General features: G+C 71.9%; 12 protein-coding genes. 5 read left to right on the top strand and 7 right to left on the bottom strand.

From position 1 onward, the window contains the following. The first annotated feature begins 278 nt into the window (after window positions 1-278). A complete protein-coding gene (locus H9Y04_RS33090) occupies window positions 279-1,439 on the top strand; it encodes an MFS transporter (RefSeq protein ID WP_187817999.1) in 1,161 nt (386 codons plus the stop codon). 171 nt (window positions 1,440-1,610) lie between these two features. On the opposite strand, the gene xdhC is transcribed toward H9Y04_RS33090, so the two are convergent. Genes xdhC through H9Y04_RS33075 form a run of 3 tightly spaced genes read right to left on the bottom strand, consistent with a single transcriptional unit; the run spans window position 1,611 to window position 6,257 of the window. Further along, window positions 1,611-2,423: a xanthine dehydrogenase accessory protein XdhC gene (gene xdhC / locus H9Y04_RS33085; protein WP_187817823.1), complete on the bottom strand. Its 813-nt coding sequence runs from the start codon at window positions 2,421-2,423 to the stop codon at window positions 1,611-1,613. Window position 2,424: 1 nt separating this feature from the next. Next, the gene (gene xdhB / locus H9Y04_RS33080; protein ID WP_187817822.1) at window positions 2,425-4,797 is read right to left on the bottom strand and encodes a xanthine dehydrogenase molybdopterin binding subunit; all 2,373 of its coding nucleotides are present in this window, start codon (window positions 4,795-4,797) and stop codon (window positions 2,425-2,427) included. Then, entirely contained in the window at window positions 4,794-6,257 is a 1,464-nt protein-coding gene (locus tag H9Y04_RS33075; RefSeq protein ID WP_187817821.1) for a xanthine dehydrogenase small subunit, read from the bottom strand. The genes xdhB and H9Y04_RS33075 overlap by 4 nt, the downstream gene beginning before the upstream one ends. A 366-nt stretch (window positions 6,258-6,623) precedes the next feature. On the opposite strand from H9Y04_RS33075, the gene H9Y04_RS33070 reads away from it, so the two are divergent. After that, complete coding sequence (locus H9Y04_RS33070; protein WP_187817820.1) at window positions 6,624-7,490, top strand: endonuclease/exonuclease/phosphatase family protein; 867 nt, start codon at window positions 6,624-6,626, stop codon at window positions 7,488-7,490. A 21-nt stretch (window positions 7,491-7,511) separates the two neighbouring features. On the opposite strand, the gene H9Y04_RS33065 is transcribed toward H9Y04_RS33070, so the two are convergent. The 3 genes from H9Y04_RS33065 to H9Y04_RS33055 form a co-directional block, all read right to left on the bottom strand. Then, window positions 7,512-8,171 (bottom strand): ATP-dependent endonuclease, encoded by a 660-nt coding sequence (locus tag H9Y04_RS33065; RefSeq protein ID WP_187817819.1) that lies wholly within the window; start codon window positions 8,169-8,171, stop codon window positions 7,512-7,514. A 62-nt stretch (window positions 8,172-8,233) separates the two neighbouring features. Next, the gene (locus H9Y04_RS33060) at window positions 8,234-9,568 is read right to left on the bottom strand and encodes an amidohydrolase family protein (protein WP_187817818.1); all 1,335 of its coding nucleotides are present in this window, start codon (window positions 9,566-9,568) and stop codon (window positions 8,234-8,236) included. A 44-nt stretch (window positions 9,569-9,612) separates the two neighbouring features. Beyond that, window positions 9,613-10,878: an amidohydrolase family protein gene (locus H9Y04_RS33055; RefSeq protein WP_187817817.1), complete on the bottom strand. Its 1,266-nt coding sequence runs from the start codon at window positions 10,876-10,878 to the stop codon at window positions 9,613-9,615. 264 nt (window positions 10,879-11,142) lie between these two features. Between H9Y04_RS33055 and H9Y04_RS33050 the strand changes: the two genes are divergently transcribed. The 3 genes from H9Y04_RS33050 (at window position 11,143) to ppk2 (ending at window position 15,630) form a co-directional block, all read left to right on the top strand. After that, window positions 11,143-12,894 carry an ABC transporter ATP-binding protein gene (locus H9Y04_RS33050; protein ID WP_187817816.1) on the top strand — a complete coding sequence of 584 codons (1,752 nt, stop codon included), beginning with the start codon at window positions 11,143-11,145 and terminating at the stop codon, window positions 12,892-12,894. Further along, complete coding sequence (locus H9Y04_RS33045; protein WP_187817815.1) at window positions 12,891-14,732, top strand: ABC transporter ATP-binding protein; 1,842 nt, start codon at window positions 12,891-12,893, stop codon at window positions 14,730-14,732. Before H9Y04_RS33050 ends, H9Y04_RS33045 begins: the two co-directional genes overlap by 4 nt. A 94-nt stretch (window positions 14,733-14,826) precedes the next feature. Continuing rightward, the gene (ppk2, locus tag H9Y04_RS33040) at window positions 14,827-15,630 is read left to right on the top strand and encodes a polyphosphate kinase 2 (protein WP_187817814.1); all 804 of its coding nucleotides are present in this window, start codon (window positions 14,827-14,829) and stop codon (window positions 15,628-15,630) included. 32 nt (window positions 15,631-15,662) lie between these two features. Here ppk2 and H9Y04_RS33035 read toward each other — a convergent pair whose 3' ends face one another. Further along, the gene (locus tag H9Y04_RS33035) at window positions 15,663-16,601 is read right to left on the bottom strand and encodes a GNAT family N-acetyltransferase (RefSeq protein ID WP_187817813.1); all 939 of its coding nucleotides are present in this window, start codon (window positions 16,599-16,601) and stop codon (window positions 15,663-15,665) included. Between the last annotated feature and the right edge of the window lie 5 nt (window positions 16,602-16,606).

The following is a 16,606-nucleotide window of genomic DNA, read 5'->3' as shown; positions in this document are numbered from 1 at the left end:
CGCCTGACACGGGGTACCCGGTTGGCGAAGCTACTCGCACCCACGGGTCCGCACAGCCCTCGTTCAAGCCCACATCGTCGTCCGGCGCCGCAATTGGCCCGGTCAGTCCCGCGGTTGGGCCCGATGGTCCCGCCCTCTCGCCCCCGCTCGGCCCCTGCCGGGCCCTGATCCGTTACCCGAGCATGGCCGTGCATCCAGGAAGGAGCACCGCCATGTCCCTGGTCTCGGGTCCCGCATCGCCGCCCGCCACACCACCGGCCACCGCTGGGCAGGTCCGCATGCTGGCCCTGGCCACCGCCGGCTTCACCGTGACGTTCTGGGCCTGGGCGCTGCTCTCACCGCTCGGGTCGACGCTCCGCAAGGAACTGGACCTCACGTCGTTCCAGCAGTCGCTGATCGTGGCCGTGCCGGTCGTCGTCGGCTCGCTCGGCCGGATCCCCGTGGGCGCGCTGACGGACCGTCTGGGCGCGCGCCGGATGTTCCCGCTCGTCGCGGCGCTGACCATCCTTCCGGTGCTGTATCTCGGCCATGTCGCCGATTCGCTGCCCGAGGTCCTGGCCGGCGGCTTCTTCCTGGGCCTGGGCGGCACGACGTTCGCGATCGGCGTGCCCTTCGTCAACTCCTGGTATCCGCCCGAGCGACGCGGCCTCGCGCTGGGGATCTTCGGCATCGGCATGGGCGGTACCGCCGTCTCCGCCTTCACCACGGTGCAGCTGTCGGACGCGGTGGGCCGCAGCTTCCCCTTCGACGTGGTGGCCGTGGCGCTGGCCGCGTACGCCGTGGGCGCTCATGTGCTGCTGCGGGACCGCCCGGGCCGGGCCGTCACCACCGGATCGCTGTGGGCGCGCAGCCTGGCCACGCTCCGCCTGCCGGCCACGCGGCACCTCTCGTTCCTGTACGCGGTGGCCTTCGGCGGTTTCGTCGCCTTCAGCGTCTACCTGCCCACCTACCTCACGAACGCCCACGGACTCGGCCGCTCCGACGCAGCCCTGCGCACCGCCGGGTTCGTACTGCTCGCCGTCGCGATGCGGCCGGTCGGCGGCTGGCTCTCGGACCGCGTGCACCCCGTACCGGTGCTTGCGTGCTCCTACGCGGCCGTGACCGCGCTGGCGCTGCTCGCGGCCCTGGAGCCGGACCTCAACCCGCTGGGCACGCTCGCGTTCCTCGGCATGGCCACGGCTCTGGGCGCCGCCACCGGCGCGGTCTTCGCGCTCGTCGCCCGGCTCGTGCCGGCCGAGCAGGTGGGCGCGGTGACGGGCCTCGTGGGCGCGGCGGGCGGTCTGGGCGGATTCTTCCCGCCACTGGTGATGGGCGCCGCGTACAGCGCCGCCCAGGACTACACGACCGGTTTCCTGCTCCTGTCCGCGACCGCCGCCGCGTCCCTGGTCTTCACCGTGACCGCGGTACGCAGGCGGGTGGCTGGGCACGGCGGGGAGTAGGCGCGGTACGCCACCAGGTGGCACGGCACGAACAGGAGCAACCGCGGTACGCCACCACGTGACGCGGCACAACGGGGAGCAACCGCGGTACGCCACCACGTGACGCGGCACAACGAAAAGTGACGGCGGCGGTACGCCACCAGGTGACGCACCGCCGCCGTCAGCAGCGCATCACCCGCCGCCCGCCCCCTCGAACGTGCGCAGCAGATCCGCCGCCACGCTCACCGCGATCGTCGCCGGGTCCTTGCCGCCGATGTCGGCGAGGCCGATCGGGGTCTTGATGCGGTCGATGGCGGTGTCGTCGTGGCCGCCCTCGGTGGACAGGCGCTTGCGGAAGCGCGCCCACTTGGCGGCCGAGCCGATCAGCCCGACGGTACCGAGATGCCCGGTCCGCAGAGCGGCGTCGCACAACGCGGCGTCCTCGGCGTGGTCATGCGTCATGATCAAGACATGGGTGCCGGGCGGCAGTTCGGCGAGCACCTCCTCGGGAAGCAGCGGGGTGTGATGGACGTGCACCCGTGCCACCGAGTCCGCCAGGACGCCGAGCCGTTCCTCGGCGAGCAGCTCGGCACGGCTGTCGATCAGGTGCAGGTCGAGGTCCTGACGGGCCAGGATGCGGGCCAGTTCGAGCCCCACGTGCCCGACGCCGAAGACCGCCACGGCCCGTACCACCGGCAGGGGTTCGAAAAGCACCTGGACGGTGCCGCCGCAGCACTGCACACCGTGCCGGTTGGTGACCTTGTCGTTGAGCGCGAAGTCCATCAGCTCGGGCTCCGCGGCGCCCGAGGCGACCAACTCCCTTGCCCGGTCGATCGACACGGCCTCCACATTGCCGCCGCCGATCGAGCCCCAGGTCTCCCGCTCCCCCACCACGAGCTTCGCGCCGGCCTCGCGCGGAGCGTGGCCGCGCACGGTCGCCACGGTCACGAGCACGCCGGGCTCCCGGCGTTCCCGCAACCGCGTGACCGCGGCGATCCACGTCATGTCAGGCACCGGTGACCAGTTCGGCGTCGAGAGCGGTCGATCCGCTCAGACGGGCGCTCTCGACCGCCCAATACACCGCCTCCGGCGTGGCGGGCGAGGCGAGTTCCACCTCGGCACCGTCGGGCCCGAACGCGGCCGCCGCATGCCGCAGCGCCTCACGCACGCAGAACGCCAGCATCAGCGGCGGCTCCCCCACCGCCTTCGAGCCGTAGACCGCACCCTCCTCGGTGGCGTTCTCCAGAAGAGTGACGTGGAACTCCTCGGGCATCTCCGAGAAGCTCGGCAGCTTGTACGTGCTCGCCGCCTGCGTGAGCAGCCGCCCGCGGCCCGGCCCGTCGCCGGCGTCCCAGCGCATGTCCTCCAGGGTCAGCCAGCCCGCGCCCTGCACGAACCCGCCCTCGACCTGGCCGATGTCGATCATCGGCGAGAGGCTGTCGCCGACGTCGTGCACGATGTCCACGCGCCGGATCCGGTACGCGCCGGTGAAACCGTCCACCTCCACCTCGGCCGCAGCTGCACCGTAGGAGAAGTACTTGAACGGCGAGCCCTGGAACGCCTGGGCGTCCCAGTGCAGGCCCTCGGTCCGGTAGAACCCGGCCGCCGACAGCTGCACCCGCTGGAAGTACGCGGTGCGCACCAGATCGTCCCAGGCGAGCTCCTTGTCGCTGCCCAGGGTGCGGGCGACGCCCTCGACGATCCGCACATCGGAGGCGTTCGATCCGAGCTGACTCGCGGCCACCTGGAGGAGCCGCTCCCGCAGCTGCTCACAGGCGTTCTTGACCGCGGCGCCGTTCAGGTCCGCACCCGAACTGGCGGCGGTGGCGGAGGTGTTGGGCACCTTGTCGGTACGGGTCGGGGCGAGCCTGACCTTGTGCAGGGGGATACCGAGGGTGGTGGCGGCGACCTGGAGCATCTTGGTGTGCAGGCCCTGGCCCATCTCGGTGCCGCCGTGGTTGATCAGGACGGAGCCGTCCTTGTAGATCAGGACGAGGGCGCCGCCCTGGTTGAAGGCGGTGAGGTTGAAGGAGATGCCGAACTTGATGCCGGTGAGGGCGAGGCCTCGCTTGGTGTGCGGATGCGCCGCGTTGAACGCGGCGATCTCGCGCCGGCGCTCCTCGAAGCCCGCGTTCTCCTTGACCTTGTCCCAGACCACGGAGATCCGCTCGGGCTGGGTGACGGTCTGCCCGTACGGGGTGGTCTGGCCCTGGCCCGGGCGGTAGAAGTTCCGCTCGCGCAGCTCCGTCGGGTCGAGGCCGAGCAGCGGGGCGCAGCGGCCCATGATGTCCTCGATCACGAGCATGCCCTGGGGTCCGCCGAAGCCGCGGAAGGCGGTGTTGGAGACCTTGTTGGTCTTGGCGATCCGGCCGGCGACACGGGCATGGGGGATCCAGTACGTGTTGTCGATGTGGCACAGCGCGCGGGCCGTGACCGGTTCGGACAGGTCGAGGCTCCAGCCGCCGTCCGAGGTCAGCGTGGCGTCGAGGGCCTGGATACGGCCTTCCGTGTCGAAGCCGATCTTCCACTGGGCGTGGAAGCCGTGCCGCTTGCCGGACATGGTGAGGTCCTGGGTGCGGTTCAGGCGCAGGCGGACCGGACGGCCGGTGAGCCTCGCGCCGAGCGCGGCGATCGCCGCGAAGCCGTGCGGCTGCATCTCCTTGCCGCCGAAGCCGCCGCCCATCCGCAGACACTGCACGGTCACCTCGTGGCTGTGCAGGCCGAGGACGTGCGCGACGATCTCCTGGGTCTCGGAGGGGTGCTGGGTGCTGCTCTGCACGAAGATCTGCTCGGCCTCGTCGACGTAGGCGAGGGCAGCGTGTGTCTCCAGGTAGAAGTGCTCCTGGTCGGAGAACTGGAACTCCCCGCTGAAGACGTGTGCGGAGTCCGCGAAGCCCGCGTCGATGTCGCCGGTCACCATCACGGGGCGTGCGCCGTGGAAGCTTCCGGCGGCGATCGCCTCGTCCAGGGTGATCACGGAGGGCAGTTCGTCGAGTTCGACCTCGACGGCTGCCGCGCCGAGCCGGGCGGCCTCCAGGGTCTCGCCGAGGACCCAGGCGACGGCGTGGCCGTGGAACATGACCGTGTCCGGGAACAGCGGCTCGTCGTGCTTCATGCCGGCGTCGTTGACACCGGGAACGTCCGCGCCGGTCAACACCCGTACGACACCGGGCACTTCGAGGGCGGGCGCGGTGCGCAGCGCGGTGATCCGGCCGTGGGTCTTCATGACCTGAACGGGGTAGGCGTGCAGGACGTCCTTGGTGCGGTGCACCAGGTCGTCGGTGTAGAGCGCGGTGCCGGTGACGTGCTGGTAGGCGCTCTCGTGCGGCATCGACGCACCGACGACGGCCTTCTCGGGGCGCTCGGACAGATGGCTCATGACTGCGCGGCCTCCGTGGTCTGTGCGTACAGCTTCTTCAGGCTCTGGCCGAGCATCGCGCTGCGGTAGAGGGCGCTGGCGCGGTGGTCGTCCATCGGCGTGCCCTCGCCGCGCAGGACGCGGGCGGCGGCGTCGACGGTGTCGGCCGTCCAGGGCAGGCCTTCGAGTGCGGCCTCGGTGGCGAGCGCGCGGATCGGGGTGGCGGCCACTCCGCCGAGTCCGATGCGCGCCTTGCGTACGACACCGTCCTCGACGTCGAGCGCGAAGGCGACCGCGACGCTGGAGATGTCGTCGAACCGCCGCTTGGCGATCTTGTGGAAGGCGGTGACGGGCGACAGGGGCCGCGGGATGCGGACGGCCCGGATGAGTTCGCCGGGGCGGCGCACGCTCTGCCGGTAGCCCGTGAAGTAGTCGGCGAGCGGTACCTCGCGCTCGCCGTCGGCGTCGGCGAGCAGCAGCGTCGCCTCCAGGGCGAGCAGGACCGGCGGGCTGTCACCGATCGGCGAACCGGTGCCGAGGTTGCCGCCGAGGGTGGCTCCGTTGCGGATGAGACGGGAGGCGAACTGCGGGAACAGCTCGGCGAGCAGCGGCACTTCGCAGTCGAGCCTGCGCTCGATCTCGGTGAGGGTCAGCGCGGCGCCGAGCTCGATGCGGTCGTCGGTGACGTGCAGCTCGCGCAGTTCGGGCAGCCGGTCGACGGCGATGACGCAATCCGCCCTGCGGGAGCGGATGTTCACCTCCACGCCCCAGTCGGTGGAACCCGCGACCACGGTCGCGTCCGGCCGCTCCCGCAGCAGCCGCAGCGTCTCGGCCAGGGTGTTCTTCCGTACGAAGCTCCGGTCGTCCTGCGCGTACTCGGTGGCCACGGGGGCGGGCGGTGCCTGCTCGCGGCGCCGGGCGAGCGGGTCTTCGTCGGCGGGCGCGCCGACGGCGTACGCGGCGTCACGGATCGGGCGGTAGCCGGTGCACCGGCACAGGTTGCCGCTCAGGGCGTGCAGGTCGAAGCCGTTCGGACCGTGCTCGGCGTCGGCCTCGGCTTCGCCCGGTGCGTGCTCGCAGCGGCCGGGCCGGTAGTACTCGGCGGCCATGCTGCACACAAAACCCGGGGTGCAGTAGCCGCACTGGGAGCCGCCGCGGGACGCCATCTCCTCCTGTACGGGGTGCAGGGCGGCCGGGGTGCCGGGGGCGCCGGCCGTGGCGAGGCCTTCGGAGGTGATGACCTCCTGGCCGTCGAGCGCCGCGGCCGGCACGAGGCAGGCGTTGACGGCCACCCAGTCGGTGGGCTTGTCCACGCCGGGGCGCGCCACCAGGACGGAACAGGCGCCGCACTCGCCTTCGGCGCAGCCCTCCTTCGTCCCGGTCAGGCCGCGCTCGCGCAGCAGGTCGAGGGCCGTGGTGTGGGGTGCGGCCGGGGCGATCGGGGTTTCTGTCCCGTTGACCGTGATGGTCGGTCGCTTCATCGAGTTCGCCAATTCCAGTGGGTCTTCTGTGGGTGGACGCGCCGCGCACGAGCGGTGGACGCGTCTCGGGCCCGCTCACGAGGGGTGGGCGCAGAACGGCATGCACTCAGGGCATACCGGAGCAAAGGGAAAAAGCGGCTGATTCAGCAGCCGTGGGCGATCTGACCCGGCAGCCAGCCGAAGCACTGGGCGAGGCGACCGAGAGCGGAGCAGGTGTTCATCCGCGGGTCGCCTCCTTCGCGTTGCTCGTAGGTCAGTGAGGAACGGAAAGTAGTAGGTGTGGGCCGCACCGGTCAAGAGCGGGCCGGTCGCATAGCCTTGTACGAGAGGCGTCGGAGGAAGCCCGGCATCTCCTTACGGGAGGCGATGGTGAGCGGAACAGGCGTGCGCTGGCTCGCGGCGGCCGTGGTGCTCGTGTGTGCGGCAGTGGTCGGCCCGAGCGCTCCGGGAGGCACACTCGCCCAGAAGCCGCTGTCTCCCGACGCCGTGCGCGACATCGTGCCGAACCGCATCGCGACCTGGAACATCTGCAATCCGTGCAATGACAGCGGGTTCAACGTCGGGCGCGCGGCCGACATCGCGCGGTTCGCGCCGCAGGTGGTCGCCCTGCAGGAAGCCTGCGTAAGGGATGTCGAGGCGATCAGGGACCACCTCGAGTATCTGCACGGGCTGAAGTACCACGTCGAGTACGGCTCGGTCCTGACCAGCTGGAACCGCTGCGGCGGCGCCCCCTGGGACCCGGGCGGCTACGGTCAGGCGATTCTGTCGGCGGCCCCGATGACGGACAGGGTGCGGGTCGAGTATCCCGACGGCGGTTCCGAGGACCGCGGGTACATGGCGGTCACCACCGAGGTGGGCGGCAAGCCGGTCCGGGTGTTCGCCACGCATCTCGCGCAGCGCCAGCAGGCGGAGGTCCGCGCGCAGCAGGCTGCCGTGCTCGCCAAGGCCGTCGCCCCGCATGAACGGGCCATCGTCCTGGGCGACTTCAACGCCGTGCCGTCCTCGCCCGAGCTCGACGCGATGTGGAAGCTGGCCGAGGACGGCGACCCGCAGTGCCACCCGTCGGCCTCCGAGGGGCAGTGCGAGACGACGACGGACTGGATGAGCAAGTTCGACTACACCTTCGTACGGGGCATCGCACCGGTCGACCAGGGCGTGCACCGGTCCGCATGGTCGGACCACGACCTCGTGCACGCGGACGTGGACCTGAACCGGCCGCACACCACGCGCTAGGAGCCGGGCCGAGCACCTGGGCTACACGCGCGCGAGCAGGCGCTCCAGCGGGCGCGGGGTGCGGTCGAGGTCGAGGGACTCCACCATGGCCTTGGCGTACTGGGCCTTGCGTCCGGCGTGGGTGCCCATGAAGCGGCGCAGCTGCTGCTCTATGGTGCGCGGGCGCTGGAAGGGCTGGTTCTGGAAGGTGCGGAAGGGGCGCAACTCGTCCTCGGACGCGATGACTTGCTCGACGCCGAGGGGTCCGAGCGCGCGGATCAGCTCGTCCTCCAGGTCCGCGTCGCAGATGTAGTAGCCGAGGGATTCCAGGTCCTCGCGGGAGTGCGCGGCGCCGAAACCCTCGCGCTCCAGGGCCCGTTGGAAGTGCCCCATCTCGCCGACGTCGCACAGGCCGACGGGGGTGAAGCCCAGGCCCTTGGGCCCGCACACCCTGAGGAAGTGCCCGATGTTCGTCGCGCCGCCGAGCGGCAGCACCGCGACGGCCTCCGCGGCGAGGTCACGGCCGCGCCGGGCCGCGAGGGCGTCGAGGGCGCGCACATCGCTGTCCCCCTCGACCAGGACGACGGTGCGCACACCGATGCGGGCCGTCAGCTCCGCGGCCTCCACCGCGGACTGCGCCGCCCCCGTCCGGCGCGCGGCCCACTCGGTGACCGCCCGGCGGAACTTCCCCATGTCGTCCATGAGGTCAGTCTCGCAGGGCGATCACCGGAGGTGGCAAGGCAATTTCCCTGCCGGTACGAGGGCTAGCGGACGAGCTCGCCGTCCCGCGCCACGATCACGCCGCCGTGCACGACGAGTTCACGGGCCGGGGTGTCGACGACCACCTGCGGAACGCACTCGGCACGCAGTACGACGAAGTCGGCCGGGGCGCCGGGGGCGAGGTCGGCGTGCGGCAGACCCATGACGTCGGCGCCGCCGTCGGCGGCCGCGGTGAAGCACTCGGTCAGCTCGTCGTCGAGGCGTACGTCGGTGACCCAGCCCATCTTGTGGGCGCGGTCGAACATGTCCGCGTTGCCGAACGGGCTCCACGAGTCCCGGATGCCGTCGGAGCCGAGGCCGACGTGCACCCCGTACTCCCGCAGCTTCTTGATCGGCAGCACCTGCTGGGCGGACGGGGCCACGGTGGTCAGGGAGATACCGAGCTCTCCCAACTGCTCGCCGAAGACTCCGAGTTGACGGTCGTCGAGCTCGGGCAGGCAGAAGACATGGCTGACGGTGACCTTGTTCTGCAGGGAGAGCGCGCGGGTGCGCTCGATGATGCCGCGCAGCGCCGCCAGGCCCCGCTCGCCGCGGTCGTGCAGATGGATGTCGAGGCCGACGCCGTGCCGGTCCGCGATACCGAAGACCACGTCGAGCTGTTCCACGGGAGCCTGGTCGAAGCCGCCCGGGTCGATTCCGCCGATGAAGTCGACGGCGCCGGTGCGCGCGGCCTCCTCCAGGAGTTCGACGGTGCCCGGCGTACGGATCACGCCGTGCTGCGGGAAGCCGACGATTTGCACGTCGAGCGCGTGCCGGAGCCGCTCACGCGCGGATCGCAGCCCTTCGACTCCTTCGAGGCCGTACGCGGGGGCGACATCCGCGTGTGCGCGCATGCCGCGGGTGCCGCGGGTCACGGCGTGGCTCATCAGTCCGTACGCGCGCTCGGCGAGCGAACGGGTCTGGCTCTTGTACAGCTCCACGTCCTGCGCGACGTACTCGGCGATCCCGCTCGCCGGCTTGCGCGTGACCCACGAGCCGCCCCAGGTGGTCTTGTCGGGGTGGATGTGCGCGTCGATCAGCGAGGGCAGCACGGCGCGGCCGCGGCCCTCGACGACCTTGGCGCCGCGCGGCGCGGGCTTGCCGGAGATCTTGCCGTTCTCGACGACGAGGTCCACGGACTTGCCGGTGCCGAACGGGCGGACGTCGCGGAAGACGACCGTGCTGCCGTCGTGGCCGCCGTGGCCGTCCTGTGCGCCTGCGCGCCCGGCGGCCTGTGCGGGTACGGCCGCGGCGCCGGCCACCGTGGCGGATCCCGCGAGGGCGGCCGCGCCGGCGAGGACGTTGCGGCGCGAGACGGCAGAGGTGGGCGAGGGGTTCATCGGGCTCCTTGAGTAGAGAGGTGCAAAGAAGGCGGGTGGGCCGCTCAGAGCGCGATGCCCGCCCGTACCACCCGGACCGGCTGCTTGAGCACGGTCACGTCGGCCAGCGGATCGCCGTCGGCGATCACCACGTCGCCGGCGAAGCCCCGCGCGAGCCGGCCCACCGTGCGCTCGAGGCCGAGCAGCCGGGCCGCGCCGGTCGTGGCGGTACGGATCGCGTCGAGCGGGGACAGGCCCGCGGAGTGCATCAGCTCGATCTCGCGGCCGATGGGCTTGACCCTGCCGCCCGACGAGTCGGTGCCCGCGGCCAGCGGCACACCCCGCTCGTGCGCGGCGAGCACGGCCCGCTTGAGTACCGGCAGATAGGTGCGGCCGCGCTCGGCGAGCACCGGGTCCGAGGACTCGGCCAGGCCCGCGATCGCGGAGAGGGTGGGCGTGAAGTACGTACCCCTGCGGCGCATTTCGGCGAGGGTGCGTTCGCCGACGAACACGCCGTGTTCGAGGGAGCGGATGCCGGCGGTCACCGCGTCGTGGCAGCCCTGCTCGGCATAGCTGTGGCACAGCACGCCCTTGCCGCCGCGACGCGCCGCGGTGACGATCTCCCGCAGCTGCTCGTACGAGTAGACCTGGGCGAGCGGGTCCTGCTCGGGCAGTCCGGCGCGCTCGTTGACCCGGGTCTTGATCACGTCGGCGCCGCGGGCGAGATTCACCTCGATGACGCGGCGCAGCGCCTCGGCGGAGCGCACCCCGTCCTTCAGGCGGGCGAGCCCGGTCAGGTCCGGGTCGGCGAGCACCGTGTCGCCGAGGTCGGGCGTGACGAAGACGCCCGCCGCCTTCAGGCGGGGTGCCAGGGCGGGCGCCTGGCGGGCCAGCTCCCGTACCGCGATGTCCTGGTAGAAGTTGGTCGAACCGCTGCGGGCGCTGGTCGCGCCCTGCCGTACGGCGTCGCGCGCCTCGGTGGCGGTGTTGAGGTGGATATGGGCGTCCACGAGCCCCGGCAGGATCCACTTCCCGTGGGCCTCGACTACCTGCGCACCCGAAGGCACGGTGATGTCGCGGCGGGCACCGGCCGCTCGGACGGTCCCGTTCTCGATGACCACCACGGCGTCCTCGGTGACCTCACCCGTGGCCGGGTCGAGCAGCGTGCCGCCTTCGACGACGAGGTCGCCACCGCGGGGGGAACCGCCGCCCGTCGACGCGGCCGCGGCCGGGGTCACCGCCGCCGCGGTGCCGGCGAGGGCAGCGGCCGCGGCGAGCACCCCGCGACGGGTCATCCGGCTGGAGGGCGGCGGGGCGGCTTCCACGCACATCGGGGGCTCCTGGGAAGGTCGGGGACGCGACTCAATTTTTGTATACCAAATCGAAGAACCCGATCAAGGGTGTAACCGCGACGCATCGAAATCCTCATCACAGCTGCACATTCGACCGATGCGCGGCCAATGTCACCGGCCAAGTGGTATACAAACTGCGCCGGACTGGTCGACCGATCACGGACCCGCCGACCACTCTCCCTCCCCGAGGCCGGTCAAGTTAGCCTTACCTGGCTTGGGAAACGGCCTGGTGGGGAGAGAGACATGCGGGACGCCGCGCGGCGCGACGGGCGTGAAGTGCTGCGCACAGTGATCAAGGGCGAGCGGCGCCGCGTGATCGCGGCCTGTGCGCTCAATGCCTCGCACCAGATCGGCGAGGCGCTGATCCCCGTCCTCATCGGGTTCTTCGTGGACCGCGCCATCGTCGAGCCGGACCTCGCCTCGTTCGGCCGGTGGGCGCTGATCCTCGCGGTTGTCTATGTCTTCCTGTCCGGCGGCTTCCAGCTGGGCGCGCGCACGGCCGAGTACGCCAAGGAGCACGCGGGGCACACCCTGCGGATGCGCCTGATCCGCCGCGTGCTCGATCCGTACGGCGGCGCCGAGCGCGGCCGGCCGCCCGGCGCCCTGGTCTCCGTCACCACCGAGGACGCGCGGCGGGCCGGCGGCGTCACGTTCTCCCTGCCGATCGGCTTCGGCGCGGTCGTCGGTCTGGCGGCGGGCGCGGTGCTGCTGCTTCGCGCCTCCGTTCCGCTGGGCCTCCTGATCCTGCTCGGCACTCCGGTCCTGATGGGACTCGGCCAGCTTCTGGCCCGCCCCCTGGAACACCGCAGTCATGCCGAGCAGGAGCGCGCCGCCCATGCGTCGGGCGTCGCTGCCGACCTCGTCGCGGGTGTACGGGTGCTCCAGGGCCTCGGCGCCCAGCGCGCGGCTTCCGAGCGGTACCGGCACACCAGCCGGGCCGCGCTGGACGCGACGGTGCGGGCGGCGCGGGCCGAGGCCGTACAGACCGGCATGATGCAGGCCCTCACCGGAATCTTCATCGCCCTGGTCGCGCTCGTCGGCGGTCATCTCGTCCTCACCGACGCGATCGGGCTCGGCGAGCTGGTGGCCGCGGTGGGCCTCGCCCTGTTCCTGCCGGGACCGCTGCACACCGTGGCCTGGGTGGCCGCGGACGTGGCACGGTCGCGGGCCTCGGCGGGACGGGTCGGCGAGGTGCTCTCGGCACCGGGCGGCATCGCCGACACCGCCGGGGGCGAGGTTCTCCCGGCCCCGGGCGGCACAGCCGACCACGCCGAGATCCCCGCGCAGGGCGCCCCCGCCGACGAGCCCGCCGCCGCCCTCAGCCTCACCGCCCTCACCCACGGGGGCCTCCAGGACCTCGAACTCACCGTCTCCCCCGGCGAGTTCCTCGGCGTCGTCGTCACCGACCCCGCGCACGCCGACACACTCGTCCGCTGCCTGGCCCGCCACACCGACCCCGACCAGGGGCGCCTCGCTCTGCACGGCGTCCCCTTCACCGCCCTGTCGCCGCGTGAGCTGCGCTCGCGGATCCTCGTCGCCGAGCACGCGGCCGACCTGTTCACCGGGTCGATCGAGGAGAACATCACCGCCGCCGGAGGCGCCGCCCACGAGGCCGCGACGGCCGCCGCCGCGGCCGACGAGGTCGCCGCCTCCGTGCCCGGCGGCATGAACGCTCCCGTCGGCGAGCGTGGCCGTTCGCTCTCCGGCGGCCAGCGCCAGCGCGTGGCGCTCGCCCGTGCGCTCGCCGCCGACCGCGAGGTGCTCGTCGTGCACGACCCGACCACCGCGATCGACGCGGCCACCGAGGCCCGTATCGCCTCCGGGATCCGCGAGGTGCGACGGGGCCGTACGACCGTCCTCGTCACCAGCAGCCCGGCGCTCCTCGCCGTCGCCGACCGCGTGGTCCTGATCGACGGCGGACGGATCGCCGACGAGGCCCGCCACGAAGAACTTGTCCAACGCAGCCCTCGCTACCGGACGGCGGTACTGGCATGACCACCACGCCGGATCTCAAGAAGACCGCCCGGGACGAACAGAACGGGCAGCCCGAAACGGATGGCGAGAGCGCCGCGCACGCGGCCTCCGCCGCCGAGCTGCTGCCTGTGGCGACCGGCCGCCGTACGCGCGCCGCCGCCCTGGAACTCCTGCGCCCCGACCGGGGCCTCGCGGTTCGCTCGGCTCTGGTCCTGGTGGCCGCGACCGGTGTCGGCCTGCTCATGCAGCCGCTGCTCGGCCGGATCGTGGACCTCGTCGCCGAAGGCGCGCGCCGCGGCTCCGTGTCGACCGGCGTGCTGACCCTGCCCGTCGTCCTGCTCGTGGTGGTCGCCCTGGTGCAGGGCGCCTCGACCGCGCTCGGTCTGGGGATGGTGGCAAGGCTCGGCGAGTCGGTGCTCGCGCGGCTGCGAGAACGGTTCGTCGAACGGGCGCTCGCCCTGCCCGCCGACCGTATCGAGCGTGCAGGTTCCGGCGATCTGACGGCCCGCGTCACGGGGGATGTGTCCCGGGTGTCCGAGGCCGTGCGGTCCGCGCTGCCCGAACTCGCCCGCGCCACCCTGACGATCGTCCTCACGCTGATCGCGCTCGCGGTGCTCGACTGGCGCTTCCTGGTAGCCGCGCTGCTCGCCGTGCCGGTGCAGGCCTGGACCGCGCGCTGGTACGTGCGCAAGGCGGTCCCGCTGTACGCGCAGCAGCGCATCGCGACCGGCGCACAGCAGCAACAGCTCCTGGAGACCATCGGCGGCGCCGACACGGTGCGCGGCCATCTCCTGGAGGACGACCACACGCAGCGTGTCGAGAAGCGCTCGCATGCGGCGGTCGAGCTCAGCAAGCGCGGGGTGCGCCTCGTCCTCGGTTTCTACGGGCGGCTGCACATCGGCGAGTACATCGGCCTGGTGGGTGTGCTGTTCGCGGGTCTGGTCCTGGTGCGCGAGGACACCGTCTCGATCGGTACGGCGACGGCGGCCGCGCTCTACTTCCACAATCTCTTCGGTCCCATCAACGCGGCCCTGGTGCTGCTCGACGACGCCCAGTCGGCGACCGCGGGCCTGGCCCGCCTCGTCGGGGTGACCGATCTGCCGGACGAGACGGACGGTCCGGCCACGGGGCGCAGCGAGGACGCGTTCGTGCATGTGCGCGGCATCTCGCACGCGTACGGCGAGGCCTCGCCCGTGCTGCACGACGTCGATCTCGATCTGCACGAGGGCGAGCATGTGGCCCTGGTCGGCACCAGTGGCGCGGGTAAATCCACGCTGGCCCGCATCCTGGCCGGTGTGCAGCGCCCGACGCGCGGGGAGGTCACGATGCCGGCCGGTGCGAACGGCCGGCCCGGCGCTGTCCTCGTATCGCAGGAGCTGCATGTGTTCGCGGGCACGCTCGCCGAGGATCTGCGGCTCGCCAAGCCCGACGCGACGGATGAGGAGCTGCGCGCTGCGCTCTCCACGGTCGAGGCCCTCACCTGGGCCGAAGCTCTTCCCGACGGCCTGGACACGGTGGTCGGCGAGGGTGCGCACAGCCTGGACGCGGCGAAGGCGCAGCAACTGGCGCTCGCCCGCCTGGTGTTGGCGGACCCGCTGATCGCCGTCCTGGACGAGGCGACCGCGGAGGCGGGCAGCGCCGGCGCACGGCTGCTCGAACAGTCCTCACGGGCCGCGCTCGAAGGCCGTACGGCACTGATCGTCGCCCACCGCCTCACCCAGGCCGCGACGGCGGACCGGGTCGTCGTGATGGAGCACGGACGCGTCGTGGAGTCGGGACCGCACGAGCAGCTCAAGGACGCGGGCGGCCCGTACGCGCGGCTCTGGGCCGCATGGTCGGGAACGCGGGAGTCGGCCTAGACCACACACAGGTGTGAGCGGGGGCGTGCGCCTGTAGCGTGCTGTTCGGCGCCCGACGCGGGCGGCCGTGCCGAAGTCGGGGGCGGGGTTGGACGTGTCCAAGGAGAAAGCGGCGCCGCTGCCGCGCAAGACGTACGAGAAGGAACTCCTGCGCCTGCAGACCGAGTTGGTGAAGGTGCAGGAGTGGGTGCGGGCCGAGGGCGCCCGGCTCGTCGTCGTCTTCGAAGGGCGCGACGCGGCGGGCAAGGGCGGCACGATCAAGCGGGTCGCCGAGCATCTCAACCCCCGCGTCGCCCGGATCGCGGCGCTGCCGAAGCCGACCGAACGCCAGAGCACCCAGTGGTACTTCCAGCGGTACGTCGAGCATCTGCCGGCCGCCGGGGAGATCGTCCTGTTCGACCGCAGCTGGTACAACCGCGCCGGCGTGGAGCATGTGATGGGCTACTGCACCAAGCAGGAGTACCAGCGCTTCCTGCACCAGTGCCCGATCTTCGAGCGGCTGCTCGTGGAGGACGGGATCCTGCTGCGCAAGTACTGGTTCTCCGTGAGCGACACCGAACAGCAGGAGCGCTTCCGGCGCCGCCTCGAGGATCCGCTGCGCCGCTGGAAGCTGTCGCCGATGGACCTGGAGTCGATCACGCGCTGGGAGGCGTACTCACGGGCCAAGGACGAGATGCTCGTGCACACGGACATCCCGGAAGCGCCCTGGTACGTGGTCGGCAGCGACGACAAGCGGCGGGCACGCCTGAACACGATCGCCCACCTGCTCAGCACTCTGCCGTACCGCGACGTACCACCGCCCGTGCTCGAACTGCCGAAGCGGCCGCCGTCGACCGGCTACCAGCGGCCGCCGCGCGATCTGCAGATGTACGTCCCGGATCACACGGCGAATCTCTGAACTGCCCATTTCACTGGAGGGAGTTCAGCGGATCAGCCGCGCACGGGCAGGATCAGCTCCCAGGTGTCCACGGCGGAGTCGAGCGTCATGCCGTGGCGTTCGTACAGGGCGAGGGCGCCGGAGCTGTTGTCCGTGTCGACGCCGAGGCCGATCGTGTCGCGTCCGAGGGCCGCGTAGTACGCGAAGGCGTAGCGCAGCAGATAGCCGCCGAGGCCCCGGCCGCGGGCCGCGTCGACCACGCCGAGGTTGCCGATCCAGCCCATGGTGGCGCGGTCGTTGCGGGTACGCAGGATCGCGACGTCGCCCTGGCCCTCGATCCGGGCGATCCACACAAGTGACCAGTCGACGTTCTCCGCGTCGATGTCGTGCAGCCACTGCTCGTACGTCCGCGGGTGGAAGTCGTAGTGGTCGGTGAACGCCTCCTGGAGCAGCGCATGCGCGCGCCGGCGGTCGTCCTCGGTGCGGCAGGGGCGCAGACAGACCCCCTCCGGCGCCCGAGGCAGACGGTCGGTGTCGGCGCTGAGCGGGCGCTCCATGACGTGATAGCGGCGCACGGTCCGCCAGCCGCGCTCGTGCAGCACCGCGGTGTCCACATTCGTCGAGATGTGCAGACCCTGGTGCACGACCGCCCGCCGGGCGCCGTTGCGGGCCGCGCACTCGACGGCGCGGACCTCCATCCGCTCCAGGAGCGTACGGGCGCCGTCGGTGCGGCCCGGCAGCAGATAGAGGTCGATGTCGATCCGCTCGCCGGCCGACTCGTCCCACAACAGGCCGTAGCCGACGAGCCGTTCGCCCTCGAACAGGAGCCAGGAGTCCCGTGCGAGATCCACCTCGGGGTGCTTCCAGTCGGCGAGGATCTCGGTCACGCCCGTCTCGCGACGGCCGCTCTCGATCTCGTCGACATCGTTGAGCAGCGTGCACACGGCCTCGGCGTCGTCGTACGTTGCCGGTCGCACAGTGAGCGTCGTCATGGAGC

The organism is Streptomyces polyasparticus, assembly GCF_014493765.1.
Lineage (GTDB): Bacteria > Actinomycetota > Actinomycetes > Streptomycetales > Streptomycetaceae > Streptomyces > Streptomyces polyasparticus.
The sequence above is the reverse complement of the archived record's forward strand: the minus strand, read 5'-3'. Positions and strand labels throughout refer to the sequence as shown.

Excerpts from the sequence above, each read along its gene's own strand:
- H9Y04_RS33090 (WP_187817999.1), top strand. The coding sequence starts at position 279 with ATGCTGGCCCTGGCCACCGCCGGCTTCACCGTGACGTTCTGGGCCTGG.
- xdhC (WP_187817823.1), bottom strand. The coding sequence starts at position 2,423 with ATGACGTGGATCGCCGCGGTCACGCGGTTGCGGGAACGCCGGGAGCCC.
- xdhB (WP_187817822.1), bottom strand. The coding sequence starts at position 4,797 with ATGAGCCATCTGTCCGAGCGCCCCGAGAAGGCCGTCGTCGGTGCGTCG.
- H9Y04_RS33075 (WP_187817821.1), bottom strand. The coding sequence starts at position 6,257 with ATGAAGCGACCGACCATCACGGTCAACGGGACAGAAACCCCGATCGCC.
- H9Y04_RS33070 (WP_187817820.1), top strand. The coding sequence starts at position 6,624 with ATGGTGAGCGGAACAGGCGTGCGCTGGCTCGCGGCGGCCGTGGTGCTC.
- H9Y04_RS33065 (WP_187817819.1), bottom strand. The coding sequence starts at position 8,171 with ATGGACGACATGGGGAAGTTCCGCCGGGCGGTCACCGAGTGGGCCGCG.
- H9Y04_RS33060 (WP_187817818.1), bottom strand. The coding sequence starts at position 9,568 with ATGAACCCCTCGCCCACCTCTGCCGTCTCGCGCCGCAACGTCCTCGCC.
- H9Y04_RS33055 (WP_187817817.1), bottom strand. The coding sequence starts at position 10,878 with ATGTGCGTGGAAGCCGCCCCGCCGCCCTCCAGCCGGATGACCCGTCGC.
- H9Y04_RS33050 (WP_187817816.1), top strand. The coding sequence starts at position 11,143 with ATGCGGGACGCCGCGCGGCGCGACGGGCGTGAAGTGCTGCGCACAGTG.
- H9Y04_RS33045 (WP_187817815.1), top strand. The coding sequence starts at position 12,891 with ATGACCACCACGCCGGATCTCAAGAAGACCGCCCGGGACGAACAGAAC.
- H9Y04_RS33035 (WP_187817813.1), bottom strand. The coding sequence starts at position 16,601 with ATGACGACGCTCACTGTGCGACCGGCAACGTACGACGACGCCGAGGCC.